We start from the raw sequence: 25,019 nt of genomic DNA, 5'->3' as shown, positions 1-25,019 counted from the left end.
TACCTGCTTTATCTTCACTCCTAGAGTTTTTCAAAACTCAGCACCAACTCACCCACTTTAAAGCCGAATTTAGTCATGATCGCACGGTTTAACAGCACATTATTGCTGCTTAAGAACATCCAGTCATCTAAATCAACATTAATGGTACGTCCTTTGTAAGATACTTGAAGGGTATAAGTCCAATTAAACACATTGCCATTGATTTTGCCCTGTGCTTCACCCACCACATCTGCTGCACCGCCTGTGTATTGATTCGAATCAACTTTTTTAATTGTCCATACCCGCTTACTGCGTTCACCATCGGAAAACACAAAGGATTCATCTAACACCAAAGTTTGGGTTTGTGCATTCCATGTGCCGAGAATATCAGCAACAAAATAACGCTGTGGCGCACCACCACGATCTAATAGCACACCATGTGCACGGGTTTTACCATTGAAATAGTCTTCTAATAATAGCTTTTGATCATTAGTCGGCGTTTTTTCAAGATTAATATGACTACAACTACTCAGTCCTAACATAATAAATACTCCTGTAAGCATGATAAGCCAGCGTTGATAGAGCGATTTCATAAGGACTCCTTTTTTAAGGATTGTTGGCTTGAATCAATTGGGCACGTATCTCAGGGCGACTGGTACGCGGCGATAACCAAATTGCTAAAAACTGTTCGGCAAATAAAGGATCACTCACGCGACCTAGTACTTTGCCGTTGTGATAAAACAGATGTTGTTGAACTGAGGGCATATATAAGGCTAAACGATCACCGGTCTGCACATCAGGCAATAATGCTGCTAAGTCACTTAACCATGTTTGGCGTTTATCCTCAGTGACACCTAAGTGTTGCCATTGTTGATCGGTGGCTTGCAAAATCCACTCCGATTTAATCGGTCGTGCATAGGTTAATTCCAAATAAAGCGGGTATTGTCGCTCTTGATACGCACCTGTACGGGTTTTCAAAGCGGCTTGGTAGAGGGTAAACCCCCACCATGTCATCGTAGCCTCACCCACAGGCTTTAAGTTAGTTGGATTCGCGTAGGCAGTTGAGCTAAGTAACACAGCACTTATGGCTATACTCAGCAGATAGTTAAGATATCGAGGTTTGTGCATCACTAAAACGCCTCTCTAAATAAGACATTGCATACGTTAAACTGGGTAATAGCAGCGCCCAAACCAGCGCAAGCCAGAGCAAACTTGTCTCCAGTGAGGTTTCAAACTGAAGTGTGCCGAGTTGAGCGGCGGCGTAATAACTGGTGCTAGCACCTAGTGCGCCGATCAAGGCTTGCCAATACCATTTAAGGTGTTTAAGCCAGTGCAAACTCCATTGCAGTGTCCAAATTAAGCCAACCCACAGTCCTAATATCCACAATGGAATTGTTTGCACACTGTTAAAATTCAGGATTTGGCTATGCACCCACACCACATCGCTCAGATAACCTAAAGGTGCAAGTAATAAAGCACTGACCAAGGCAAGACGGCGTTGTGGAAATAGCACCAGATGCAACAGCAATAACGCCAAAACTGGCAAACCTGCTTGGTCGCGCTGCAAGGCAATCAACCACCACAGCGCTTGAAACCACAGCGCATCAATCCACACATAAGGTCGGGTGTTCATAGGCATACTCAGGTTGATCCGCCACTAGATGGACTAACTAAGTTTGCTGAGGCGAGAATCATAAGGAGTCACCCTCACAGTTTTAGTAGGAGTGACTCTAGCAAGGTGAATGTCAAAGTAATGTGAAAGAGTGAGCGGAAGAATTGGAATCAACTATCAGTGCTTGGTTTATCTCTTAGGCAGAAGCTAAGCAGCACTATTGATCATCTTATGAAGACTATTAAGAAACACACATACTGACTAGTCAGTGCTCTCGCATAGCTAGTCAAAGCAATGGAAGTTAAGTATGCTGAAACTCGCCACCTTTCCCTTCGCTTGAATTTAAAAACAGGGATAGAGCGTTTAGCGCCCCCCTGTTTTTCCAAGCCCGTCAAAATTCACGATAAAGTCATGGGCACTTGTATCGAAAAATACCTTTTCAGCCCGGTTATCTCATGCCCCGCTAATCTTAGCCGATCCAGACACGTGCCTCTCTAAACATGCGCAACCAGGGTCCGTCTTCTCGCCAAGTTTCAGGATGCCAAGAGTTGGTAACGCTACGGAATACGCGTTCAGGGTGCGGCATCATAATTGTAAAACGACCATCGTTATTGGTTAAACCATTGATACCTAAAGGCGAGCCATTGGGATTTTCCGGATAATGCTCTGTGGCCTGACGATAATTGTCCACATAACGTAGCCCTACTAAACCCTCACTCAATACCTGCTCTGGCGTTGAATTATCAAATACAGCACGCCCCTCACCATGTGCCACTGCAACAGGAATAATCGAACCTTGCATACCCTGTAAGAACAATGAAGGCGATTTCAGGACTTCTACCACCGCATAACGTCCCTCAAATTGCTCAGAGCGATTGCGGTAGAAACGTGGCCAATGCTTGGCGCCCGGAATCATATCGCGCAATTGCGCAAACATTTGGCAACCATTACACACGCCCAAGCCGAAGGAATCACTCCGTTCAAAAAACGCAGCAAACTCATCACGCGCTTGTGGATTCATTAATATAGTTTTAGCCCAACCACCACCTGCACCGAGTACATCACCATACGAAAAACCACCGCAGGCCACTAAACCTTTAAAATCAGCTAACTTAATACGGCCACTAATAATATCGGTCATATGTACATCAATCGCACGGAAACCCGCACGATCAAAAGCAGCGGCCATTTCACTCTGACCATTCACACCCTGCTCGCGCAAAATCGCGACAGCTGGGCGCTTACCCGTTTGGATAAAGGGCGCGGCAATATCTTGGCTAGGATCAAAACTTAAAGAAATCGGCAAACCCGGATCTTGCGTGTCCGCAATGCGCTCAAACTCTTGTTTGGCACAATCTGCATTATCGCGCAGTGCTTGCATACGATAACTGGTTTCACTCCAAAGCTGTTGCAGCTCGGCGCGGGATTGGCGCAATACTTCGCCATGCCCAAACGTCAAAATCAATTCATCACTATCGTTTAACTCCCCAATCACATGCGTGTGAGAAGATAAACCATGCTCACGTAAAATCGCTAATACCGTTTCTGTATCGACATGCCCTACTTGGAGGACTGCACCCAATTCTTCATTGAATAAGGCACGCAGTGGATGATCGTCGAGTTCACCCAAGCTTGCCGTGATACCGACATGTCCTGCAAAACTCATTTCTGCTAAGGTAGCCAATAAACCACCATCCGCACGATCATGATAGGCCAAAACTAAGTCTTCTTCGCGCAACTCTTGCATGGCCGCAAAAAAAGCCTTGATCATCTCAGGATCATCTAAATCGGGGGCATGATGCCCAACCTGATTATAGACTTGCGCCAAGGCCGACCCTGCTAAGCGATTCTTGCCTTTGCCTAAATCAATCAAAATCAGGTCAGTATCACCTTGATCAGTACGTACTTGCGGCGTCCAGGTTTTACGCACATCTTTCACCGCGGCAAAGGCGGAAATAATCAAAGACAAAGGCGCCGTCATTTCACGGGGCTCACCCTCTTGCTGCCAAACCGTTTTCATAGACAGCGAATCCTTACCCACCGGAATCGCAATCCCTAAACGTGGACAAAGCTCCTCTCCAATCGCTTTCACCGTATCGAATAAAGCGGCATCTTCCGCACCATAGCCTGCGGCTGCCATCCAGTTGGCGGATAAACGTACATTAGCCAGTTCAACCACATCCGCAGCCACTAAATTGGTCAATGCCTCCCCGACTGCTATACGACCGGATGAGGCCGGATGCACTAGGGCAATCGGCGGGCGTTCGCCCATCGCCATTGCTTCGCCGGTATACCCTAAATAATCGGAGCAAGTAACCGCTACGTCCGCCACAGGTACTTGCCAAGGCCCCACCATCTGATCACGCGCCACCATGCCCGTAATGGTACGATCACCAATCGTCACCAAGAAAGATTTAGAAGCCACAGTCGGAAGACTTAACACACGTCTTACGGCTTCTTTTAATTCAATGCCCTGCAAATCCACTTCAGGTTTAGAAAAAGTTTGATGATTCACTTGGCGTAGCATTTTAGGGGGCTTGCCCAGCAATACATTCATGGGTAAATCAACAGGATTATTGTCAAAGAGCGAATCACCTACTAATAAATGTTGATCGTTCGTGGCTGTACCCACCACCGCATACAAAGCACGCTCGCGCTCACACAACGCCCGGAAGGCCGACAAACGCTCTTCAGCAATGGCTAACACATAACGTTCTTGGGCTTCATTACTCCAAATCGCCATCGGTGACATACTCGGCTCATCGTTGAGTACAGCACGTAACTCAAAACGCCCCCCTCGCCCTGCATCATTAATGATTTCCGGAATGGCATTCGAAATGCCGCCAGCGCCCACATCATGAATCGATAAAATAGGATTTTCTTCACCCATGGCTACACAGCGGTCAATCACCTCTTGGCAACGCCGCTGCATTTCCGGATTACCGCGTTGTACTGACGCAAAATCCAATTGTTCGGAACTCGCACCACTCGCCATAGACGAAGCCGCGCCACCGCCTAAACCAATCAACATCGCAGGACCACCCAGTACTACAATCGGTGTCCCTTCTGGCAAAGCTTTCTTATTAATATGGCTAGGGCGAATATTGCCCACCCCGCCTGCAATCATGATGGGCTTATGATAGCCACGTAATTCTGGGCCTTTAGCACCTGGTGCCAGCATCTCAAAGGTGCGGAAATAACCCGTTAAATTCGGGCGACCAAATTCATTGTTAAACGCGGCAGCACCAATCGGTCCTTCTAACATAATGTCTAAGGCGGAAACGATACGATCAGGCTTACCAAAATCCTGTTCCCAAGGTTGGATAAAATCGGGGATTTTTAGATTAGACACCGAGAAGCCACATAAGCCTGCTTTAGGTTTTGAACCAATGCCTGTTGCACCTTCATCACGAATTTCACCCCCTGAACCGGTCGCTGCCCCAGGGAAAGGTGAAATTGCCGTAGGATGATTATGTGTTTCCACTTTCATCAAGATATGGACTGGCTCATGGACATAGCCATAGCTTTGATCGTGAGGGTTAGGCATAAAGCGGCTAGCTTGCGAGCCTTCAATCACCGAAGCATTATCTTTATAAGCTGATAGAATACCCACGGGTGCGTGTTGATAGGTATTGCGAATCATGCCAAACAGCGACTTGGGCTGTGGCTTACCATCGATAACCCAATCGGCATTAAAGATTTTGTGGCGACAATGTTCTGAGTTTGCTTGTGCAAACATCATCAATTCCACATCGGTAGGATTGCGTCCCAACTCCGCATAGTTTTCCGCTAAATACTCAATTTCATCAGGCGATAAAGCCAAACCCCACTCTTGATTGGCCTTCGTTAAAGCAGTTTTAGCATCACCACTAATATCCACATAACGCAAGGTTTCAGGCTCTGCTACGTTGAACAGTACAATCGCCTCTTGCGGATCAGACAAGACCATTTCGGTCATGCGATCATGTAAAACAGTAGCTATTTTTTGCTGCTCTGACTCAGGCAGTTCAGAATCAGCTTGCACATGATAGGCAATGCCTCGCTCAATGCGCTCGACTACTGTCAAACCACAATTATGGGCAATATCCGTAGCCTTACTTGCCCAAGGCGAGATAGTTCCGGCACGCGGTGTCACTAAAAACAGTAGGCCATCTTTGCTTGGTGTTCCATGCTCCTCTCCATAGGTTAGTAAACTTATTAACTGAGCATATTGCTGTTCACTCAGCTCATGGGTAATACGCACAAAATGGAGGTATTCACCTGATAACTGTGTAACACTCGGCACAACAGTTTGTAAGTTAGTCAATAACTTAGCGCGGCGAAACTCTGAAAGAGCAACGCTACCAGGCAGAATAAGCATAGGTTCAACTCATGGGCAGTTCATCAAGGCGAGTATGATAATGGAAATTGGCGGGAGGTTGTAGCAATTAAACCCCTCTCAAGCGCTTATGAGAAGGGTTTGGAGCCTAAACTAAATAATTTACATACGCTCAAATACAGCAGCAATACCCTGCCCGCCACCAATACACATGGTGACTAGCGCATATTTGCCATTGATACGTTGTAATTCATAGATAGCCTTAGTCGCAATAAATGCACCAGAGCAACCAATCGGGTGACCTAAAGCAATCGCGCCACCATTTGGATTAGTCTTATTCATGTCTAAGCCTAAACCCTTGGAGACTGCAATCGCTTGTGCCGCAAACGCTTCATTAGATTCAATCACATCCATTTGATCTAAACTTAAGCCCGCTTTTTTCAGCGCTTGCTTAGAGGCAGGAATAGGGCCTTCACCCATCACGTCATTGGGTACACCCGCAACGGCATAAGACACTAAACGTGCCATCGGCTTCTGACCCGCTTTGGCAGCCACATCAGCAGCAGCCAACACGAAGAAAGCAGCACCATCATTGATACCAGAAGCATTACCAGCGGTAACCGTACCATCTTTCTTAAAGGCTGGACGCATTTTCGCTAAGGTTTCAACCGTTGTATCAGCCTTAACATGCTCGTCGGTATCAAATACCACTTCACCTTTACGCGTTTTCAGGGTGATAGGCAGAATTTGTGATTTGAAACGACCTTCTTTAATCGCATTCGCAGCACGACGTTGTGATTCAGCGGCTAAAGCATCTTGCTCTTCGCGTGAAATATTCCACTTAGCTGCTAGATTTTCCGCAGTAATGCCCATATGGCCAACACCAAATGGATCGGTTAAGGTCGCAACCATCATATCAACCATACTGGTATCGCCCATACGCGCACCATTACGCATCGCTGTTGACAGATAGCCCGCGCGTGACATGACTTCCACACCGCCGCCCACGCCATAATCATAATCACCTAACATGATGCCTTGTGCAGTCGTGACAATCGCTTGTAAACCAGAACTGCACAAACGATTCACCGCCATGGCAACCGACTCCATGGATAAACCTGCTTGAATCGAAGCGACACGAGCAACATAAGGGAAACGTGATTCGGTGGGGATGGTATTACCAACCGTTACATAATTGATTTGTGCAGGATCAACACTAGAACGTTGTACTGCTTCTTTCATGACCTGACCAGCTAATTCCGCTGGCTCTATACTGCTTAAACTTCCACCAAAAGCACCAATTGCGGAACGTACAGCACTTAAAACAACAACATCACGGCTCATTAGACTTCTCCTTGCAGGGGTGAATTACCCGTCCTCAACGCGAGCACAGCATAACCAAAAAACGCAACCATTACAGCATCCAAGAGGCATATTGTCGACTATTTCCCAACAGCCTTTAGGAAGCGCTACAAAATACTGCATTTTCGCTTGAGACTAAAGCTTATCGACAAAGAGAGTGAAGAAATAAGAAAACCAAGGATCAATTCACTACTTTTTAGCGAAGTGTTATCCCTAGTGAGCGTCAAGCCACACAACATGAATCATACATTGTCAACAATACCGAGCTAGTCAATCCATAGCCACCTTAGGAGCTTATTGCTTAATAGCCAATTATAAGCATCTGCGCTTAAACAAAAACTTTAAAAAATCACTAACAATCCGACAATTAGCATCCATGTTTTCCAATCTTTCATGGCATAATACCCTTATTAATTAGAATTTATTATTAAGCCCATATTGCATTGATACCAGTGCAGTAAATTAGAAAATTCTAATAAACTATAGTCATTAAATTAAAATAATTACTCCTGAAAGGAGACGGTTTTTCTATGAAATCCCCCATGTACGTTTTGAGTGCAAGCCTATTTGCTATGTCTATACTGATGATGTCCTCTACACAAGCAGACATCTATAAATGGGTTGATAGCCAAGGCAAAGTTCATTATGACCAAAAACCCCCCAGTAAAGACGAAAAAGTTAAAAATGTTGAAGAATTAAAGCATTTAGCCATTGGTAAAAGTACGGTAGCACCTCCCCCGAGTGAACCTGTTTCCGTTAAAGCGGAAGAAAAAACACTGGAACAAGCGCGTGCTGAAGGTAATACCAATAAAGAAAAGCAACTCGCTTATTGCGATGAGCAAAATAAAGTATTGCGTCAGATGGTGGCAAATCCACTTATCCGTTTGAAAGATGGTGAGAAAGAAGCCAAAATTCTCACAGCGAAAGAGCGCACCGACAAAATTGCTGAAATAGAAAAAAATATAAGCACGCTCTGCAATGCCGATATACTTCCCGAAGGTCCTGCTCACCCTAGTACTTTGAAGTCTACTACTCAAAGTGGGATGTCAGCTGCTTTACCCACACCTACAAAAAATCCCTAAACCTATTAGCCTTTTCTTTGTCTTATCAATAATTTCAGGCAAACTACCACCCCACCTTGCAGGCGGGTTGGTCTTGCGCCTCAAGATAACAAGGGATAGGCAAATGAACTTAAATAAATTAGCTTTTACTCTGGGCTTAGCCCTTTGTGCTTTACTACCACAAACTTATGCAGCAACACTGAATCCTGAAACCATTCAGCTTCAAACCGAGGGTAATACACTCGAAGTGCAGCGCTTTGGCTCAACCACGGCGAGCACTCAATTACTCATTCTGGCGCAAGAAGCAAAGCCGCAGCATTTACCGCTTGCCAGCGCCTTAGCAGACGCGGGGCTTGGTGTTTGGCTGGCTCAGCCCAAAACCGATCTTGTTAAGCTCCTAAGTGCTTTGATACCTGAAAATAAAGCACAAACCTTTTATGTCATGGCCTTAGGTCAACAAACCGAGCCAACCTTAAAAGCATTACAGACTTTAGAAAAGCAAAAACCTGAACGATATAACAAACTAGGTGGTTTATTGCTGGCTTATCCTGAGGTAAAGCTTTCTAACTTAAACGCTAAATTTACCAAGCCTTTACCTAGCTATATTTTTCAGCCTGCGCATGGTTCTGAATCAGCGAATGACTTAGTTCAATCGCTGGTGCAAGCGGGTCACTCCATAAGCGTCAAACAAGTGGCTGATGTCGAAGCCGGTTTCCTAGAGCAAAATCAACTAAATGAAGACGCCATGATGCAAGTGGCAATTTTCCCCAGCCTCCTCATGGAAGCCATTGCGTACTTAGAAAGCAAGCAAAATCAGCCAGAACAGCATAACGCTAGTACAGAAAAGGCCAGTCAGAAAAGCGAGTTAAAGTCCTATTCTGGTCAAATCGCGCCTGAGCTCAAATTGGAAGATTTAGATCGCAAGCTGCATGACTTGAAAACCTATCAAGGTAAAGTCGTGGTATTAAATTTCTGGGCTACTTGGTGCCCACCTTGCGTTAAAGAATTACCCTCGCTAAACCGTCTACAACAACAGTTCAGTAAGGATGATTTAGTTGTATTGGGAGTCAATATGAGTGAAGGCGCAGATGAAGTAGCCGATTTTTTAGATAAATTTACGATTGATTATCCTAATCTGATTGATGCTAAGGAACAAGTTGCCAAAACGTGGAAATTACGCGCCTTTCCTACTACCTTAGTCATTGATCAGAAAGGCGCCATTCGTTTGGGTTATGAAGGGGGACTAGAATGGGATGCCCCCGACATTATTCAAACCTTGGAGCAACAGTTTGCCATTAAAGCCCTGCCCGCCCAAACCGTAAAAAACTAGCCGAAATGACAGATATAGTGGGTAGGCTCAAGTGCTTCAATATCAAAGGCACTATTAGCCCCGACTGAAAAGGATTGCCCTGCTTTATAGTCTTGCCAAGCTTGCGCACCGGCCAAACGTACACGGCAATGCCCTTGTTTAATTTCCATAATTTCGGGGGCAGCGGTATTAAACGTTAAGGTAGCAGGTAAAATAACCCCTGCACTTTTACGGGCTCCCTCCGCAGTTACAAAACTGTGGCTAACACATTTACCGTCGAAATACACATTCGCAACTGGCTCTAAACTCACATTTTCTAGGCGACTCATAAGGTTCTCAGCTCCAACTTAAAAGCGCGCAGTGTAGCAGCTTGTGGTTTGGCTTAACATCTGTTGGATGAGCTCAGCCGCTTGGACTGCACCCTTAGCCTGAATACTGGGTTTTGCCCAAGCACGCTCCAGTAATGATTGAATCAACTCACCAAAAGCGCCAGCTTGAATCTGCTGCCACGTGGTAAATTCCACTTCACCATGCTCGGAATGCCAAGCATCTAAAAACGGCGTTTCCGGCCAATCCGGACGTTGCACACACAATGCTGGAATGCGATTCATCACTGCCTCCGTTTGCGTGCCATAACCAGTTTTGGTTATCACCACATCACAAGAAGCCATTAAATCCATATAACTCAACTCCGCTTCAGATTGCAGAATAAAATCGCGGCGCGGATGAGCTTCAATAATTTCATCTGGAAAAATCCAATAGACATTCGGTATAGCAGGCCAAGTGTCTAGAGGGTATTGCATTCCAATACCGCCTAAGGCAACAAGGATTAATTTAGCGGTATCTGGCAAGGCTAGAGACTCTAACAACTGTTCACGTTGCGCTATCCCCGCTTGAGCAATCGGTGCAATCGCCTTAGCATTATTTAGCTCCGGCATTGGCATAGAGGGTTCGGGCTGGAGGAAATATTGCGCGCTATCATACGCTGCTAACATCTCTTGATAATAAACAGCGCCACGCGGCATTTGCGCACAATAATGCTTAAAAATATCAGCCCAGTTCAATGAACATAAGGCAATGGCTGGCACACCTGCTAAACGTGCTCCCGCCAAACTTAAATAAGGAATATTGGCAAACACCATATCCACTTTTAATTTTTCTAAAGCTAAGGCAGCTTCGCGTTTACGCTCGTCATAATCCGCATGAAAGGCTTTATACCAACGCATCGTCTCCAACACATCAACCCGTAAAGCATCATGCATGACCATGCCATTATCTTGCTGATAAGGAATGAGTTTAAAGGGATGCTGGATACGCGCGCGCAGCAACGCCTCTGGCGCTTTAGAGCGAATCGTCAAACGAATTTGCTGCATGTCTAATGCGTTTAAAACGGCTGCTGTTTGCGCAACATGACCAAAACCGTGGGCAGAAATATCAACCAGTAAATGTTTAGGATTCATACTATGTGATTCGACACTGTTTCAGGCTCGCCATTATGCCAGTTCAGACTTGCATTTATCTTAAGCAATGTCGGATTTGTGCCACCCCGTACACCATAAAAAAGCCCCTAGCCCAAAAGACTAGAGGCTTAATAGTTGGCACTTACGCTTTAAAAAACTTAGCCAATCGATAGCATTAAACGATTTAAACGGCTAACAAAGCCTGCAGGATCTTCTAATTGACCACCTTCTGCCAAAATGGCTTGATCTAATAATAAGCTTGACCATTCGGCAAAGCGCTCGTCATCCGTTTCTTTTTCCATCCGCATCAACAAAGGATGACTGGGATTGATTTCGAGCACTGGCTTGGTATGTGGCAGTTCATGCCCCGCTTGCTTCATCAGATTTTGCATATACAGTGCCATATCATGCTCACTTAAGACGATGCAAGACGGTGAAGAGGTCAAACGATGTGACACGCGTACATCCTCGACTTTCTCTTTCAGAACTTCTTTCACATGATTAATTAAGCTTTTGGACTGCTCTTCAACCTTTTGTTGTTCCGCTTTATCTTCTTCGCTTTCTAGTTTGCTTAAGTCCAATTGCCCTTTGGCCACAGACTGGAAGGACTTACCTTCGAACTCGTGCAAGTTACCGGTTAACCATTCATCCACGCGATCCGATAATAATAAGACCTCGATGCCCTTTTTGCGGAACACTTCTAAGTGCGGGCTATTTTTTGCGGCGGTATGGGAATCGGCAGTAATAAAGTAAATTTTATCCTGACCTTCTTTCATACGAGCGATATATTCCGTCAAAGAAACGGTTTGCTCGGCGCTATCAGTATGGGTTGAGGCAAAGCGCATCAACTTCGCAATCTGTTCCCGATTGGTGTAATCCTCACCAGGACCTTCTTTAATCACGCGCCCAAATTCTTTCCAGAAGCCCGCATACTTTTCTGGCTCATCCTGTGCCATGGTTTCTAGCAAGCCCAACACTTTTTTCACTGAGCCGCTTTTCATCGAGTCAATGATTTTATTGCTTTGTAGAATTTCGCGTGACACATTCAAAGGTAAATCATTGGAATCAATCACACCGCGCACAAAACGCAAATAACGTGGCATTAAATGCTCAGCGTCATCCATGATAAATACACGCTGCACATATAATTTCAGGCCATGTTTTTGGTCACGATCAAACAAATCGAACGGTGCTTTAGAGGGCAGATACAAGAGCGAGGTATACTCCAATTTGCCCTCAACTTTATTGTGTGACCAGGCTAAGGCATCCTGCCAATCGTGAGAAACATAGCGGTAGAATTCTTGATATTCTGCATCGCTAATTTCACTTTTTGAACGACGCCATAAAGCATTTGCCTTATTCACCGCTTCCCATTCTGCGCTTTCCTTGCCTTCATCATCCGATTTGCGCATTTTAACGGGGAATGGAATGTGATCAGAATACTTGGTAATAATGGAGCGCAAACGCCACGCATTGGCTAACTCTTTTTCTTCATCTTTTAGATGTAGAACGATTTCGGTGCCGCGTGTTACTTTCTCAACATTTTCAAGAGTGTAGCCAGTTTTTGCATCTGACTCCCAACGCACCGCCTGATCTTTCGCAGTGGCAGCTCGGCGTGTCGTTAACGTTACTTTATCGGCAACAATAAACGCTGAATAAAAACCAACTCCAAACTGACCGATTAAATGAGCGTCTTTTTGCTGATCGCCAGACAATTTTTGTAAAAATTCTTTCGTACCCGAACGTGCGATCGTGCCGATATTGTTCACTACCTCATCACGACTCATCCCAATACCATTATCACGAATCGTAATGGTTTTGGCGTCGGCATCAAATTCAACCTCGACCCGCAAATCACTATCATTTTCGTACAAACTATCGTTGCCTACCGCCTCAAAACGTAATTTGTCACAGGCATCAGCCGCATTGGAGATTAATTCGCGCAGGAAAATTTCTTTATTGGAATACAGCGAATGAATCATTAAATGCAATAACTGATTCACTTCGGTTTGAAATTGTAGGTTCTCTTTTGCAGCAGTTTCACTCATAAACTAAGTCCCTCTCAGGTGCTTCATTAATCATTAATGAGCGATAGATGGGGCTGGCTGGATGAATTTCAAGCCCTTCAATGCGATTTGTTATCAAACGGTTTAACGCTAACAAAACATGGACGAACCAACATGAAAGCACCCAAACGAAGTTGGGTGCTAAAAATCTAAGCTACTAGGCCGCCTTTAGGCGCTCCAAAATCAACAAGGCCTGTTGCTGGCGCTGTTGAACAATCGTTGGCTCATCATGCAAATAATGATGAATCGTTTGTTGCGCACTCAAGCGATCCGCCTCTAACTGTTGCTTGCGTTCAATGCGCTCCAAGGTTTCCTGCATGGCACCAAATTGATCTGTCTGTAATTGCGTAGTCCCATGCAGTTTTTGCGTAACCGCTTGTGCATGTTGAGTAGCCTTTGCCATGCTTAGCGAGCTGCGATAATGATCTAACTGTTGTGCAGCATCTTTTACTTGTTGTAATAAACGTTCTTCATACTGTTGCAACTGATCAACCTGCGTTTGCCTTTGTTGAGCCTGAGCCTCTAAAGCCGCTAGGGTTTGCGCTAAAGCCAATGCTTCGCTCTCACGCTGAGCTTGCAAATGATCACGAATCACTTGCTCTTTCTGGCTGATTTTACCTTTTAATATTTCCAACTGGCGTTGTGCTTGTAATTTCTCAGCCATTACTTTAGCGAGGTGATTTTTCGCTTCTCGCAATAAAGCTTCACTTTGATAAATTTCCTGTCCCAAGATACGCAAGGCATTGACATCCACGGCTTGCTCTAATACCTCTCGCGTACCACCACGCGCGGCGGTCATTAACTTATTCACTAAATACCACATGGTGCTACTCCTTAATGACCAAATTCTTTTAGGATTTTATGCGTTTTCGCTTCTTCAATTCTATTTAATAAGCGTTGTGCTTCATGATCATCGCGCAAGGTTTTGGACAGCATAATGGTTGAGCTAACCAAAAATAATGAATTGAGCGCCAAATAACCTTTCATCAACAAATCACCTTTCATGAAGAACACGAAAGCGCCCATGGCAAGTAGCGCGACGATGAAGGTTATTTTCACAAACATAGTCCAAGCGGTACTACTGGGCAGAGCGGGCGTATTCTCATTCATGGGGCTAACCTCTATTACTTAGTGTGGGCTTCTTGTTTCGATAGAGGCAGATTAAAGAAAACAAGGCTTGGCTTCAAATTATAAAACCTAAGGCGAATTAGGCACAGCTCTAAGTAGCATATAATGCAACTTCTTGGGGTTTCCACGCTCACACTTCCAATGCAAAATTGAGTAAAACCTGCTTGCTGGCAAGCCTAGCCCAGCTTATGCTCAAATACTTATTGGTTTGTATAGCGAGTTACACGATGAAACTATTTTACTCCCCAGGTGCCTGCTCTTTGTCACCGCATATTGCCTTGGAAGAATCTGGTCTGCCCTATCAAGCAGAGGCAGTAAATTTAAAAACCAAAACGACGGCCAGTGGCGAAAATTTTACTAGCATTAATCCGCGCGGCTATGTACCTGCTTTATTGCTCGATTCTGGCGAATTACTCAGCGAAGGGCCTGCAATTGTGCAATACATTGCCGACCAAGCACCTAGCAAAAACCTAGCACCCGCTAATGGCACGCTAGAGCGTTATCAGCTGCAAGCATGGCTGACGTATATTGGTACCGAATTGCACAAATCTTTCGTCCCTTTTTTCCATGCCAATGAAGCTTGTGAAGAATGGCGTGTGGCGATGAAAGCTAATTTGGAAAATCGCTATAGCCACATTAATGAGCATTTAGCCGGAAAATCCTATCTACTGGGCGAACAATTCAGTGTAGCCGATGCTTATCTTTTTACCGTAACGCGCTGGCTCAAAGTATCCAAATTAAGCCTAGAGCCGTGGCAGAACCTTGCAGCCTTCCAAGAACGTGTTGCCGCACGTCCCGCGGTTCAAGCTGTCTTAATAGCGGAAGGTTTAAAAAGATAAATGATTCTTTAGTTACTTAGCCATAAACTAAGTAACTAAAAACTCAATAACTCCTTAGCCACTCCAGCCCCTAAATGAAGATTTCAAGCCCAAATTCATTTCATAACAAATCATGACAACGCCTGCTCCAACCAGTATTTATCGCCAACGTGGTTTTTTACCTTTTGCCCTCAGTCGTTTATTAGCCTTCTTCGCAGCACAAATCCAAGGCATTGTCGTCGCATGGCAAGTGTATACCATGACTCGCGACCCCATGACCTTAGCCTATGTGGGGCTAGCACAATTCCTACCCATGCTATTGTTACTAATTCCCGCTGGGGATTTAATTGATCGTTTTGATCGCAAAAAAATTCTTTTATTAAGTTGGGGTATACAAGGGTTATGCGGTGTGGCTCTCGCTTTATTGAGCGTTCTACAGATTAACACTCCGACTTGGTTTTATTTTGTCTTATTAATTTATGGCGCTGGGCGTGCTTTCACTGGTCCTGCTTTACAAAGTTTATTGCCGCAAATTGTTCCCAAAAATCAATTAGCAGCTGCTATCGCTGCTAATAGTATGATTATGCGCATTGCCTCGATTTCTGGCCCACTCTTAGGTGGCTTTATATATGCAGTAGGTGGCGGTCAATTAACGTATAGCTTATGTTTTTTAAGCTTTATGGCCGCCATTATTTTATTGCAATGGATTCCTGTACTGTATGGTACACAACAGCCGCAACAAAAAGATATCGGTGCATGGCAACGCTTTACTGCAGGCATTCAGTTTATTCGCTCGCGTCCCATTATCTTAGGCACGATTTCTTTAGATTTATTCGCTGTCTTGTTAGGTGGAGTCGTTGCATTATTACCGATGTATGCCAGCGATATCTTACAAGTTGGCTCTCAAGGCTTAGGTGCATTACGCAGTGCCATGGCGATTGGTGAAGTAACACTCGGCTTTTATCTAAGCATTAAACCTTTTAATCGCCATTTAGGTTTAATTATGTTTGGCGCGGTAATTCTATTTGGCCTAGCTAATCTACTATTCTCTCTATCCAAGCTATTTTGGCTATCCTTTCTAGCCTTAATACTTGCCGGTGCGGCGGACATGGTCAGCGTTTATATTCGCTCCACGCTTGTTCAATTCTCAACACCCGATGAAATGCGAGGGCGAGTCAATGCAGTGAATATGCTATTTATTAGCTCTTCTAATGAATTAGGGGAATTTCGTGCTGGGGCGATGGCGGCTTGGGTTGGGCTTGTACCTGCAGCAGTACTAGGTTGCATTTTTACTTTAGCGGTGGCTGGTACTTGGATGCGCCTCTTCCCAAGCCTTCGCCAAGTAAATCGTTTTGAAGAAGCAAATCTGCCCAATACTTTAGTGACAAGCACATCCTAATCAGTAAAAAGGCGCTCACTGCGCCTTTATCATCACTATTTTACAACATTCCCTACCAAGGGCCTATTTTTTAAATTACGTACTAGGCTATTTACTTCAACACGCATTGTATTATTGATTACTTTATTATTATCCGTTCGTACATAAATAGTGCCATCACCTGTATTATCTTGCACGGTATTATAGCCAGAATTATCCCAATAAAATTTCAATGATAGCATTTTGGCAAAAACTGGCTTAGCACAATCCCAACTCTCTAAATTCCAATCAACACGTTTTCCAATTTCAACAGCACCAGCTAAGCCATTAGCACTAATCACATTAGCACTGATAGTATTTTTCTCAGCATCAAAAATACGAGGCACATAATTAGGGTCGCTACTAACCTTTTCACCACAGTTTGAATAAAGGTGGACACCACCACCTGCATTATCACTCAAGTAATTACTAGTAATTTTATTATTGTAACTGCCATCCACTGCAATAGCTTCGCGTTGACCGCGCCCAAATCTTGGTGAGCCATTTGGATGCAAAAAACCACTCTGGGTAATAGTGTTGTTATTGATAATATTATTATAAGAGCCTGTATCCAAATAAATCGCAGGGCCACGTGCACCTATGATGTTACTATTTTTTATAGTGACTTGACTATTTGCCACACCGACAAACACTGCAGTACCCTGAGGGTTATCAAAATATAAATTATCAATAATAATATTTTGTGTAGCCGTTTTTTGAATAGCTGGATAATAAACCTTGGGATTATCACGCAGATTTTTTAACTCAGTAGCACTTAAAGCACGATTAACCCAGACAGCCGTTCCATAACCTTTAATGATACCGTTCTTCACTAGTATATTGCGTGTTGGCTTTTTAGGGTTAGTCGTACTAAATCGGATCGCATCGTTTAAACTACTGCTTTGCAGTGTAGCACCATTAAGGTTTAAACTAACATTTTGGACACTCTCAAATAAAAAATATGTATCTTTTAATAAACAAGCTTTGGGCAAAGTCAAATTGGAACTGACACGAATAGTTTGGCCATTTAGTACAGGGCAAGTAGTATTAACAAGACTAATACTACTAAGCTCTGCATAAGCCATAGTACTCATACTTAATAAACTTAATGCAATTACATATTTCATAGCTCTAACATCCTATTAAGTTGAAGGAATGATTTGCGGAGCAAAAGCCTATTATTGTGTCCATGTGCTTTACGTTTAGTATAATACTGATCTTTCTGAATTTTTTTAGTTGTTATCATGCAAATTACACTACGCTTTAGCGCTTTCTTTTTGATTTTAACCTTAGTTCTCAGTGGCTTAGGCTTTTACGTTTATAAAATTTATCCACGTATTAACCAATCCAGTAAGACCTCCACTACTCAAGGGACAGCACTGATCTCTATCCGTACCGCTGGCGGTACCATGGAGGTGGCTGCTTTAAAAACCACTGAACGCTTTATCCGTACTGATACGAAAAATTTTGGGGGTATTTCACTGGGAGAAACGATTTCACAAATCAATGTCCCTGTTTACTACCGTTATCATATCAATCTAGCAGAAGCTATGCCGGTAGAATGTAATGCCCAGAAAATTTGTATTGTGCATGTTAATGAATTACAAGCTACATTACCGGTGGCTTTTGATAGTACAAAAATGGAAAAGTACACGGCTAATGGCTGGGCTCGATTCAATAAAAATCATAACTTATTATTATTAGAACAATCTATTACACCAGTATTAGCCACACGTGCTGAATTAAACCATTATAAACAACAAGCACAAGAGCTAGGACGCAAAACCATTAGTGAGTTTGTACAAAAATGGCTGTTAAAAGAGAAGCAATGGCGCGAAAATACTAATTATAAAATTATTGTTCTTTATCCTAATGAAAAACTTGAAGATATTGCTTACCGCCCAGAAACTACTAACCCGACAACTGTCCAGCCCAAAGCACCTACTACTCCTTAAACCATGCTTGGATGGTTGAACAGGCTCTACTGAACACACTTCAAAACCTAACATGCAATAAATGCGTACCACCATCACTAGGTTGGTGCAGAAACTGTCCACTTATCAAGCTAAAACCCTGAAAACTAGTGCATTGTCCTGCTATTAGTTGATGATAATTCTATCAAATTCTGCTAGTTAATTTTTTTGGAGTGAGCCATCGAAAAGGTTGACAAGCTAGTGCTGCACAGGCAACATGAAACAAATATTCTGAATTTATTAAATTCGGAATTTTCATTTCCAAAACACTAAGCCAACCAGCTCAGGCTAAAAACAATTGTTCCTTGCAGACTTGTACTAATTAATCCCTATGCTCTACTTGATGTAGCACTAAACTTAGGTGACCCATTGGAGAACACCATGAAGAAGCTAGCCCTAACTCTTATGCTGTCCGCTATATTTTCTGGCACTGCCTTTGCTGCTGATCCGAGTAAAGTCGGTGTTTCTATGGCTTTATTTGATGACAACTTCCTCACCACCTTGCGCAATAGCATTGAGGCCACTGCCAAAGAACAAGGCATCGAAGTACAAATTGAAGATGCAAAAAACGAAGTGGGTACCCAACTTAACCAAATCCAGAACTTTGTCGCCTCGGGAGTAAAAGCGATTATTGTCAATCCGGTTGATACTGATGCCACAATCGGTATGAGTGAAGCAGCTGAAAAGGCCAAAATTCCTTTAGTGTATGTTAATCGCCAACCGATTAATGTTGATAAGCTCCCTGACAACCAAGCCTTTGTGGCTTCTGATGAGGCCGTTTCTGGCACCTTGCAAATGGAAGAAGTCTGCAAGCTCATGAAAGGCAAAGGCAATATTGTGGTGATGATGGGCGAACTATCTAACCAAGCAGCCATTCAACGCACTAAAGATGTTCATGATGTCATCGCTAAGGAAGGCTGCAAAGATATTAAGATTGTTGCCGAACAAACAGCCGAGTGGTCTCGCACTAAAGGCAATGACTTGATGACCAATTGGCTATCGGCAGGCACTGAGTTTGATGCTGTAGTTTCCAACAACGATGAAATGGCTTTAGGAGCTATTCAAGCCTTAAAAGCAGCAGGCAAATCGATGGATAAAGTGATTGTTGCCGGTATTGATGCTACCGCCGATGCGCTGGCCGCTATGAAAGCTGGTGATCTTGATGTGACTGTGTTTCAAAGTGCTGCGGGTCAAGGAAAAGGTGCAATTGATGCTGCTGTCAAGCTAGCGAAAGGCGAAGCGGTCGATCAAAAAGTTTGGATTCCTTTCGAACTGGTTACTCCGAAAAATATGGATCAATACATGGCTAAATAGTTCGGTGTTTCCGCCAAGGTAGGTCAATCATGACTTACCTTTAAGCCCTAAAACCACAGGAGGAGTTCAACACAATGTCTAAGCCAAGCATTCTTACACAACCTATTGCCAAGGCTCGCAATTATCCATACGTGCTCGAGGTTGAGCAGGTGCGAAAAGAATTCCCCTGTGTGCTTGCGCTAGATAATGTACAACTCAAAATCCGCCCTGGCACAGTACACGCTTTGATGGGTGAGAATGGCGCAGGCAAATCCACACTCATGAAAATCATCGCAGGCATTTATCAACCTGATGCGGGCACTATAAAATTACGCGACAAAATCGTAACCCTCCCTTCTCCGCTAGCGGCACAAGAAGCCGGTATTGCAATGATTCATCAAGAATTACTCCTGATGAATTCCATGACGGTGGCAGAAAATGTCTGGATTCGGCGTGAGCCTAAAAATAGCTTCGGGTTCATCGACCACGCCAAGATGATTCAGATGACGGAAGACTTATTCCAACGTTTGGGCATCCATCTTGATCCACGCGCTGAAATTGGTAAGCTTACAGTAGGGAGTCGCCAATTAGTCGAAATTGCGAAAGCTGTATCGTTTAATTCTGACGTTTTGATTATGGATGAACCAACCTCAGCCATCACTGAAAAAGACGTTGAACACTTATTTAAAATTATTCGTGATTTACGCGCCCAAGGCATTGGCATTGTCTACATTACGCACAAGATGAACGAGTTATTTGAAATTGCGGACGAGTTTTCAGTATTTCGTGATGGCAAATATATCGGTACGCATTTATCCAGCGAGGTAACACGTGATGACATTATTCGCATGATGGTCGGACGCGAAATATCACAGATGTTCCCCAAAGAAGCGGTACCGATTGGTGAGGTTGTTCTTTCGGTGCACAACTTATCGCGCGGTAAAGCCTTCCAAGATGTGTCGTTTGAAGTACGTGCCGGTGAAATCCTAGGCTTTGCGGGCCTAGTGGGTTCAGGACGCTCTGATGTAGTAGAAACCATTTTCGGTGTAAAGCCCTATGACCGTGGACATATCGAAATTCGCGGGCAACGAGTCAATATTAAAAGCCCACAAGATGCGATTCATCAAGGTATGGCTTTACTCACGGAAGATCGTAAGGAAACCGGTTGTTTTCTCCCCTTATCCGTACAAGAAAACATTCAACCTGCGGTATTGCATGAGCGCTATGTGACACGCGGCTTTGTTTCACAAAAAAACCTAGATCATGATAGTGCGGATATTTGCCAAAAACTGCGCGTCAAAACACCTAGTCTCTTTGAAATCATCGAAAATCTATCCGGTGGTAATCAGCAAAAAGTCTTAATTGGGCGCTGGCTGCTAACCGAACCCAAAATTTTGATTATGGATGAACCAACACGTGGTATTGACGTGGGTGCAAAAGCCGAAATTCACCGCCTCGTTACACAACTGGCACACAAAGGGGTTGCCGTGATTATGGTGTCCTCGGAAATGCCCGAAGTCTTAGGCATGAGTGATCGGATTGTAGTCATGCACGAAGGTCGTATCACTGGCATTTTAGACCGTTCTGAAGCTGATCAAGTCAAGATTATGGATTTAGCCGCCAACTAAGGCGTTTCACCGCGTGTTAAGGAGGAGAATGTATGGCTGCTGTTTTATCAGAAAGGATTGAGTCTAGCCCACCGGCTACTCCCAAAGAAAAAAATAAACGGCGTTTGCCCCCTGAATTTAGTATTTTCTTAGTGTTATTAGGTATTGCGGCTTTATTTGAGATATTAGGCTGGATTTTTGTCGGTCAAAGTTTTCTCGCCAATCCCAGTCGTTTACAAATCATTATCTTACAAGTATCGGTTATCGGCATTATTGCGGTAGGGGTAACCCAAGTTATTATCACTGGCGGCATTGATTTATCCTCTGGCTCTGTAGTGGCCATGTCAGCCATGATTGCCGCGACCTTTGCCCAATCGAGTAATTAGCCTAAGGCCTTTCACCCAGCACTCACCGACCTACCTTTCATTGTTCCTTTATTTGTCGGCTTAGCCATTGGTGCAACAGCTGGTTTTGTGAATGGTTGGCTGATTACCAAAACCAAAATTCCGCCCTTTATTGCCACCTTGGGCATGATGGTTTCTGCCCGTGGTATTGCACGGTGGTACACCGACGGCTCGCCAGTCTCTGGTTTTACTGAAAGCTTTGCTGTGATTGGCAACGGCCTAGACCGCTGGATGCCCGTCGTGATTTTTTTAGTCGTGGCCTTAATCTTTCACGTCGTGATGCGCTACACCCGCTTCGGTAAATTTACTTATGCGATTGGCGCTAATCCACAAGCCGCCCGTGTTTCTGGGATTAATATCGAAAATCACCTGATTAAAGTTTATGTTATTGCAGGACTACTAGCGGGTTTGGCGGCGATGGTAGCGATTGCTCGCATTAAAACCGCTCAATCCGGTATCGGGATGATGTATGAATTAGATGCTATTGCCGCCGCAGTAATTGGCGGTGTTTCACTCTCTGGAGGACGCGGCAAAATCGTGGGTACGGTGATTGGCGCTTTAATTTTGGGAGTGGTTTTATCGGGCTTCACCTTCCTAAAAATTGATGCCTATTATCAAGATATCATTAAAGGTGCCATTATTGTGATCGCCGTGATTATTGACCAACAACGTCAAAACAAGTTGCGCAAAAGTCGCTGATCTAATATTTTCTCTACTAGACTACACGCCCATCCTTCCCGCTTTTCTGATTAAAAGCGGGATTTTTGTATTTAGAAAAATCCATGACCTTTCAATCTAAAAATCTAATTCATAATTCGTACAGACTTTTAAACCTATACACTGCCCCCCTTTCATAAATCAAAAACCAGCCCGCTCTAGCTTATATCAAGAACCTTTCTATAGTTTTGCTAGTTTCCCCTAATTATAAGCTTATTGAGCAGTTAGATTGCTTAAAAATGTTTTTATGAAAGAGAGCTACTTAGATAAATAGTTTGAAGCCGCTAATTTTTTAATTATAGTATGGCCACTTCAACTTCAGAATTTTTATAAGACAGGGCATTCATGAAAGCAGTCGAGGCTAAGTTACTAGATTTTCTAAAAAAATCACCGCAATTTATCATTCCTATTTATCAAAGAAATTACTCATGGACTGAAAAAGAGTGTATGCAGCTATGGGAAGATATATTACGTACCGGTCAAGATGATAGGGTAAAAGCACATTTTATCGGCTCTATAGTCTACGTTGAACGCGGTCTTTACTCGGTATCTAGTCAATCTGCATTACTTGTTATTGATGGGCAACAACGCTTAACTACTATGACCTTATTGCTGACTGCACTCTCTGAGCAAGTAGGTGCGGGAGAGCCTTTTGATGGTTTTACACAGCGTAAAATTCGTAATTATTATTTAGTAAACCCAGAAGAAGAAGGAAACGAAAGTTATTATAAGTTACTACTTTCAGAAACTGATAAAGCCTCGCTCATAGCCTTACTAGACGGAAAAAAACAACCCACAGAAAGCTCAATACGCATTGTACAAAATTATCAATTATTCAAAGATTTACTGGCAAATAACCAAGAAGAGCTTTCAGCACTCTGTCAGGGTATCGTTAAACTGATGTTGGTCGATATATCTCTTGACCGTCAATACGATAATCCCCAACTGATTTTTGAAAGCATGAACTCGACTGGGAAAGCCCTTAGTCAAGCTGATCTTATACGCAACTATATTTTGATGGGTTTAGAGCACAAGTTACAGACTCGCTTATATACCGAATATTGGCGGCCTATGGAAACTAATTTCGGCCAAGCTGCTTATACTGATCATTTTGATGGATTCATGCGCCATTACCTTACCTTTAAAACACGTGATATTCCTAATATTCGACAAGTCTATGAGGCTTTTAAGCTTTACGCTCAAAACTTTCAAGGTGAAACAGAGGGTTTAGTAGCAGATATTAAAAAATTCGCTGATTACTATTGTGCAATGGCATTAGGTAATGAAACAGATCAAAAGCTTAGTGAAGTATTTTATGACTTGCGTGAATTAAAAGTCAGCGTCGCTTATCCGTTATTGCTAGAGCTGTATGATGACTATCAATCAAAAGTACTCAGCCGTGATGATTTCGTGACAGCTGCACGTATGATAGAAAGCTATGTGTTTCGCCGCACTGTTTGCGCACTCCCCACCAACTCAATGAACAAAACCTTTGCCCAATTTGGGCGTAAGCTGCGTAAAAGCCACTATCTAGAAAGTATTCAAGCAGAATTTCTTTTACAAACCTCGTATAGGCGTTTTCCTACTGATGAAGAATTCAAACGTGAGTTACAAATACGCGATTTGTATAACTTCAGAAATCGGGGTTATTGGCTACGCCGCTTGGAGAACTTTGAACGTAAAGAACGGGTTGCCGTTGACGAATACACCATTGAACATATTATGCCCCAAACTTTGAGTGAACAATGGAAAAGTGACCTTGGCGACCAATGGAAAACGATTCATAGTCAATGGCTACACACCTTAGGCAATTTAACACTTACGGGTTACAACTCTGAATATCGCAATTATCCATTTCTTACCAAGCGTGATATGGAGGGTGGCTTTAAATTGAGTCCTTTAAAGGTCAACCAAATGACTTTCCTGTTAGACGATCAAAAATATAATTTAGGCAGTATCGATGTGTGGAATGAGGCGAGCATCCAAGCGCGTGCAACAGCACTAGCTGAACAGCTCCTAACCGTCTGGGCAAAACCTGCGTTAGATGAACACCTATCAAAAACTTATCAGAACAAAAACACTCACTCCACTTACAGTATAGCTGATCACCCTTATTTAAAGTCCGACCTCATCAAAAAACTGTTTGATACCTTAAGACAAGAAATAATGGCACTCGACCCTAGTGTAACGGAGGAATTTTTGAAGCTTTACATTGCTTACAAAGCCGAAACTAACTTCGTTGATGTGGTTCCACAAGCCAAGCGTTTACGCCTGACCTTAAATATGAAATTCGCTGAGGTCAACGACCCACGGAAAATTTGCAAAGATACAACCGATCTAGGTCATTGGGGTAATGGTGATGTCGAAGTAGGACTAGAGTCTTTAGACGATCTACCTTACATCATGAGTTTAATCAGGCAATCCTTCGAAAAACAATTGAGTAGTGAGTTTGAGGTCTAAGCACCAAAAGTTAACCTACTACTCTCAATCTTCTT

The 25,019-nt window shown here is 43.6% G+C and carries 22 protein-coding genes; 11 read left to right on the top strand and 11 right to left on the bottom strand.

Features of this window, described 5'->3' with window-relative positions:
- Positions 1–20 precede the first annotated feature (20 nt).
- From A3IE_RS0104905 to A3IE_RS0104895, 3 genes are read right to left on the bottom strand one after another with little or no spacing between them, the layout of a single operon-like run.
- On the bottom strand, positions 21–572 hold the full coding sequence (locus A3IE_RS0104905) for a DUF3833 domain-containing protein (RefSeq protein WP_020394480.1): 552 nt from the start codon (positions 570–572) through the stop codon (positions 21–23).
- Positions 573–585: 13 nt separating this feature from the next.
- On the bottom strand, positions 586–1,107 hold the full coding sequence (locus tag A3IE_RS0104900; RefSeq protein WP_110721364.1) for a chalcone isomerase family protein: 522 nt from the start codon (positions 1,105–1,107) through the stop codon (positions 586–588).
- Entirely contained in the window at positions 1,085–1,618 is a 534-nt protein-coding gene (locus A3IE_RS0104895; protein WP_020394478.1) for a DUF2878 domain-containing protein, read from the bottom strand. Before A3IE_RS0104895 ends, A3IE_RS0104900 begins: the two co-directional genes overlap by 23 nt.
- Positions 1,619–1,885: 267 nt before the next feature.
- Between A3IE_RS0104895 and A3IE_RS22420 the strand changes: the two genes are divergently transcribed.
- Positions 1,886–2,089 carry an IS1 family transposase gene (locus tag A3IE_RS22420; protein WP_083900576.1) on the top strand — a complete coding sequence of 68 codons (204 nt, stop codon included), beginning with the start codon at positions 1,886–1,888 and terminating at the stop codon, positions 2,087–2,089.
- On the opposite strand, the gene purL is transcribed toward A3IE_RS22420, so the two are convergent.
- Both purL and A3IE_RS0104885 read right to left on the bottom strand, forming a co-directional pair.
- A complete protein-coding gene (gene purL, locus A3IE_RS0104890; protein WP_020394477.1) occupies positions 2,061–5,951 on the bottom strand; it encodes a phosphoribosylformylglycinamidine synthase in 3,891 nt (1,296 codons plus the stop codon). The two genes, A3IE_RS22420 and purL, sit on opposite strands and share 29 nt — an antisense overlap.
- Positions 5,952–6,071: 120 nt before the next feature.
- A complete protein-coding gene (locus tag A3IE_RS0104885; protein WP_020394476.1) occupies positions 6,072–7,253 on the bottom strand; it encodes an acetyl-CoA C-acyltransferase family protein in 1,182 nt (393 codons plus the stop codon).
- 548 nt (positions 7,254–7,801) lie between these two features.
- On the opposite strand from A3IE_RS0104885, the gene A3IE_RS0104880 reads away from it, so the two are divergent.
- Positions 7,802–8,353, top strand: coding sequence for a DUF4124 domain-containing protein (locus tag A3IE_RS0104880; RefSeq protein WP_020394475.1), 552 nt, complete (start codon positions 7,802–7,804; stop codon positions 8,351–8,353).
- Between the two features lie 103 nt (positions 8,354–8,456).
- Positions 8,457–9,662 carry a TlpA family protein disulfide reductase gene (locus A3IE_RS21890; protein ID WP_020394474.1) on the top strand — a complete coding sequence of 402 codons (1,206 nt, stop codon included), beginning with the start codon at positions 8,457–8,459 and terminating at the stop codon, positions 9,660–9,662.
- On the opposite strand, the gene ppnP is transcribed toward A3IE_RS21890, so the two are convergent.
- The 5 genes from ppnP to A3IE_RS0104850 all read right to left on the bottom strand — a co-directional run bounded on the left by ppnP (position 9,659) and on the right by A3IE_RS0104850 (position 14,277).
- Positions 9,659–9,970, bottom strand: a complete 312-nt coding sequence (ppnP, locus tag A3IE_RS0104870) for a pyrimidine/purine nucleoside phosphorylase (protein WP_020394473.1) — start codon at positions 9,968–9,970, stop codon at positions 9,659–9,661. The genes A3IE_RS21890 and ppnP overlap by 4 nt on opposite strands.
- Before the next feature lie 18 nt (positions 9,971–9,988).
- Positions 9,989–11,101, bottom strand: a complete 1,113-nt coding sequence (locus A3IE_RS0104865) for a hypothetical protein (RefSeq protein WP_020394472.1) — start codon at positions 11,099–11,101, stop codon at positions 9,989–9,991.
- A 158-nt stretch (positions 11,102–11,259) separates the two neighbouring features.
- Entirely contained in the window at positions 11,260–13,149 is a 1,890-nt protein-coding gene (gene htpG, locus A3IE_RS0104860) for a molecular chaperone HtpG (protein ID WP_020394471.1), read from the bottom strand.
- A gap of 175 nt (positions 13,150–13,324) precedes the next feature.
- Positions 13,325–13,990, bottom strand: a complete 666-nt coding sequence (locus A3IE_RS0104855) for a PspA/IM30 family protein (RefSeq protein WP_020394470.1) — start codon at positions 13,988–13,990, stop codon at positions 13,325–13,327.
- Positions 13,991–14,001: 11 nt separating this feature from the next.
- Positions 14,002–14,277, bottom strand: coding sequence for a YiaA/YiaB family inner membrane protein (locus tag A3IE_RS0104850; RefSeq protein ID WP_020394469.1), 276 nt, complete (start codon positions 14,275–14,277; stop codon positions 14,002–14,004).
- A 245-nt stretch (positions 14,278–14,522) separates the two neighbouring features.
- Here A3IE_RS0104850 and gstA point away from each other — a divergent pair, with 245 nt between their 5' ends.
- Together gstA and A3IE_RS0104840 are read left to right on the top strand one after the other, a co-directional pair.
- A complete protein-coding gene (gstA, locus tag A3IE_RS0104845) occupies positions 14,523–15,134 on the top strand; it encodes a glutathione transferase GstA (RefSeq protein ID WP_020394468.1) in 612 nt (203 codons plus the stop codon).
- Positions 15,135–15,246: 112 nt separating this feature from the next.
- Entirely contained in the window at positions 15,247–16,512 is a 1,266-nt protein-coding gene (locus A3IE_RS0104840) for an MFS transporter (RefSeq protein ID WP_020394467.1), read from the top strand.
- A 35-nt stretch (positions 16,513–16,547) separates the two neighbouring features.
- Here the strand turns inward: A3IE_RS0104840 and A3IE_RS0104835 are convergent, their stop codons facing one another.
- Positions 16,548–17,657: a right-handed parallel beta-helix repeat-containing protein gene (locus A3IE_RS0104835; protein ID WP_020394466.1), complete on the bottom strand. Its 1,110-nt coding sequence runs from the start codon at positions 17,655–17,657 to the stop codon at positions 16,548–16,550.
- Between the two features lie 117 nt (positions 17,658–17,774).
- Between A3IE_RS0104835 and A3IE_RS0104825 the strand changes: the two genes are divergently transcribed.
- From A3IE_RS0104825 to A3IE_RS0104805, 6 genes are all read left to right on the top strand, one after another.
- Positions 17,775–18,485, top strand: coding sequence for a hypothetical protein (locus tag A3IE_RS0104825; protein WP_020394465.1), 711 nt, complete (start codon positions 17,775–17,777; stop codon positions 18,483–18,485).
- A 399-nt stretch (positions 18,486–18,884) separates the two neighbouring features.
- Positions 18,885–19,817 carry a sugar ABC transporter substrate-binding protein gene (locus A3IE_RS0104820; protein WP_020394464.1) on the top strand — a complete coding sequence of 311 codons (933 nt, stop codon included), beginning with the start codon at positions 18,885–18,887 and terminating at the stop codon, positions 19,815–19,817.
- A 74-nt stretch (positions 19,818–19,891) separates the two neighbouring features.
- The gene (locus tag A3IE_RS0104815) at positions 19,892–21,424 is read left to right on the top strand and encodes a sugar ABC transporter ATP-binding protein (RefSeq protein WP_020394463.1); all 1,533 of its coding nucleotides are present in this window, start codon (positions 19,892–19,894) and stop codon (positions 21,422–21,424) included.
- Between the two features lie 32 nt (positions 21,425–21,456).
- The gene (locus A3IE_RS23040) at positions 21,457–21,789 is read left to right on the top strand and encodes a hypothetical protein (protein ID WP_020394462.1); all 333 of its coding nucleotides are present in this window, start codon (positions 21,457–21,459) and stop codon (positions 21,787–21,789) included.
- A 39-nt stretch (positions 21,790–21,828) separates the two neighbouring features.
- The gene (locus tag A3IE_RS23035) at positions 21,829–22,506 is read left to right on the top strand and encodes an ABC transporter permease (RefSeq protein WP_211206799.1); all 678 of its coding nucleotides are present in this window, start codon (positions 21,829–21,831) and stop codon (positions 22,504–22,506) included.
- A 363-nt stretch (positions 22,507–22,869) separates the two neighbouring features.
- Positions 22,870–24,984, top strand: a complete 2,115-nt coding sequence (locus tag A3IE_RS0104805; RefSeq protein WP_020394460.1) for a GmrSD restriction endonuclease domain-containing protein — start codon at positions 22,870–22,872, stop codon at positions 24,982–24,984.
- Positions 24,985–25,019: the final 35 nt, after the last annotated feature.

The sequence above is a fragment of the Thiolinea disciformis DSM 14473 genome (genome assembly GCF_000371925.1).
GTDB classification, from domain to species: domain Bacteria; phylum Pseudomonadota; class Gammaproteobacteria; order Thiotrichales; family Thiotrichaceae; genus Thiolinea; species Thiolinea disciformis.
This window is presented reverse-complemented; position numbering and strand designations above follow the sequence as displayed.

Excerpts from the sequence above, each read along its gene's own strand:
- A3IE_RS0104855 (WP_020394470.1), bottom strand. The coding sequence starts at position 13,990 with ATGTGGTATTTAGTGAATAAGTTAATGACCGCCGCGCGTGGTGGTACG.
- A3IE_RS0104850 (WP_020394469.1), bottom strand. The coding sequence starts at position 14,277 with ATGAATGAGAATACGCCCGCTCTGCCCAGTAGTACCGCTTGGACTATG.
- A3IE_RS0104865 (WP_020394472.1), bottom strand. The coding sequence starts at position 11,101 with ATGAATCCTAAACATTTACTGGTTGATATTTCTGCCCACGGTTTTGGT.
- gstA (WP_020394468.1), top strand. The coding sequence starts at position 14,523 with ATGAAACTATTTTACTCCCCAGGTGCCTGCTCTTTGTCACCGCATATT.
- A3IE_RS0104805 (WP_020394460.1), top strand. The coding sequence starts at position 22,870 with ATGAAAGCAGTCGAGGCTAAGTTACTAGATTTTCTAAAAAAATCACCG.
- A3IE_RS0104815 (WP_020394463.1), top strand. The coding sequence starts at position 19,892 with ATGTCTAAGCCAAGCATTCTTACACAACCTATTGCCAAGGCTCGCAAT.
- A3IE_RS23040 (WP_020394462.1), top strand. The coding sequence starts at position 21,457 with ATGGCTGCTGTTTTATCAGAAAGGATTGAGTCTAGCCCACCGGCTACT.
- A3IE_RS0104835 (WP_020394466.1), bottom strand. The coding sequence starts at position 17,657 with ATGAAATATGTAATTGCATTAAGTTTATTAAGTATGAGTACTATGGCT.
- A3IE_RS0104820 (WP_020394464.1), top strand. The coding sequence starts at position 18,885 with ATGAAGAAGCTAGCCCTAACTCTTATGCTGTCCGCTATATTTTCTGGC.
- A3IE_RS0104840 (WP_020394467.1), top strand. The coding sequence starts at position 15,247 with ATGACAACGCCTGCTCCAACCAGTATTTATCGCCAACGTGGTTTTTTA.
- A3IE_RS21890 (WP_020394474.1), top strand. The coding sequence starts at position 8,457 with ATGAACTTAAATAAATTAGCTTTTACTCTGGGCTTAGCCCTTTGTGCT.
- A3IE_RS0104900 (WP_110721364.1), bottom strand. The coding sequence starts at position 1,107 with ATGCACAAACCTCGATATCTTAACTATCTGCTGAGTATAGCCATAAGT.
- A3IE_RS0104885 (WP_020394476.1), bottom strand. The coding sequence starts at position 7,253 with ATGAGCCGTGATGTTGTTGTTTTAAGTGCTGTACGTTCCGCAATTGGT.
- ppnP (WP_020394473.1), bottom strand. The coding sequence starts at position 9,970 with ATGAGTCGCCTAGAAAATGTGAGTTTAGAGCCAGTTGCGAATGTGTAT.
- A3IE_RS22420 (WP_083900576.1), top strand. The coding sequence starts at position 1,886 with ATGGAAGTTAAGTATGCTGAAACTCGCCACCTTTCCCTTCGCTTGAAT.
- A3IE_RS0104905 (WP_020394480.1), bottom strand. The coding sequence starts at position 572 with ATGAAATCGCTCTATCAACGCTGGCTTATCATGCTTACAGGAGTATTT.
- htpG (WP_020394471.1), bottom strand. The coding sequence starts at position 13,149 with ATGAGTGAAACTGCTGCAAAAGAGAACCTACAATTTCAAACCGAAGTG.
- A3IE_RS0104895 (WP_020394478.1), bottom strand. The coding sequence starts at position 1,618 with ATGCCTATGAACACCCGACCTTATGTGTGGATTGATGCGCTGTGGTTT.
- purL (WP_020394477.1), bottom strand. The coding sequence starts at position 5,951 with ATGCTTATTCTGCCTGGTAGCGTTGCTCTTTCAGAGTTTCGCCGCGCT.
- A3IE_RS0104825 (WP_020394465.1), top strand. The coding sequence starts at position 17,775 with ATGCAAATTACACTACGCTTTAGCGCTTTCTTTTTGATTTTAACCTTA.
- A3IE_RS0104880 (WP_020394475.1), top strand. The coding sequence starts at position 7,802 with ATGAAATCCCCCATGTACGTTTTGAGTGCAAGCCTATTTGCTATGTCT.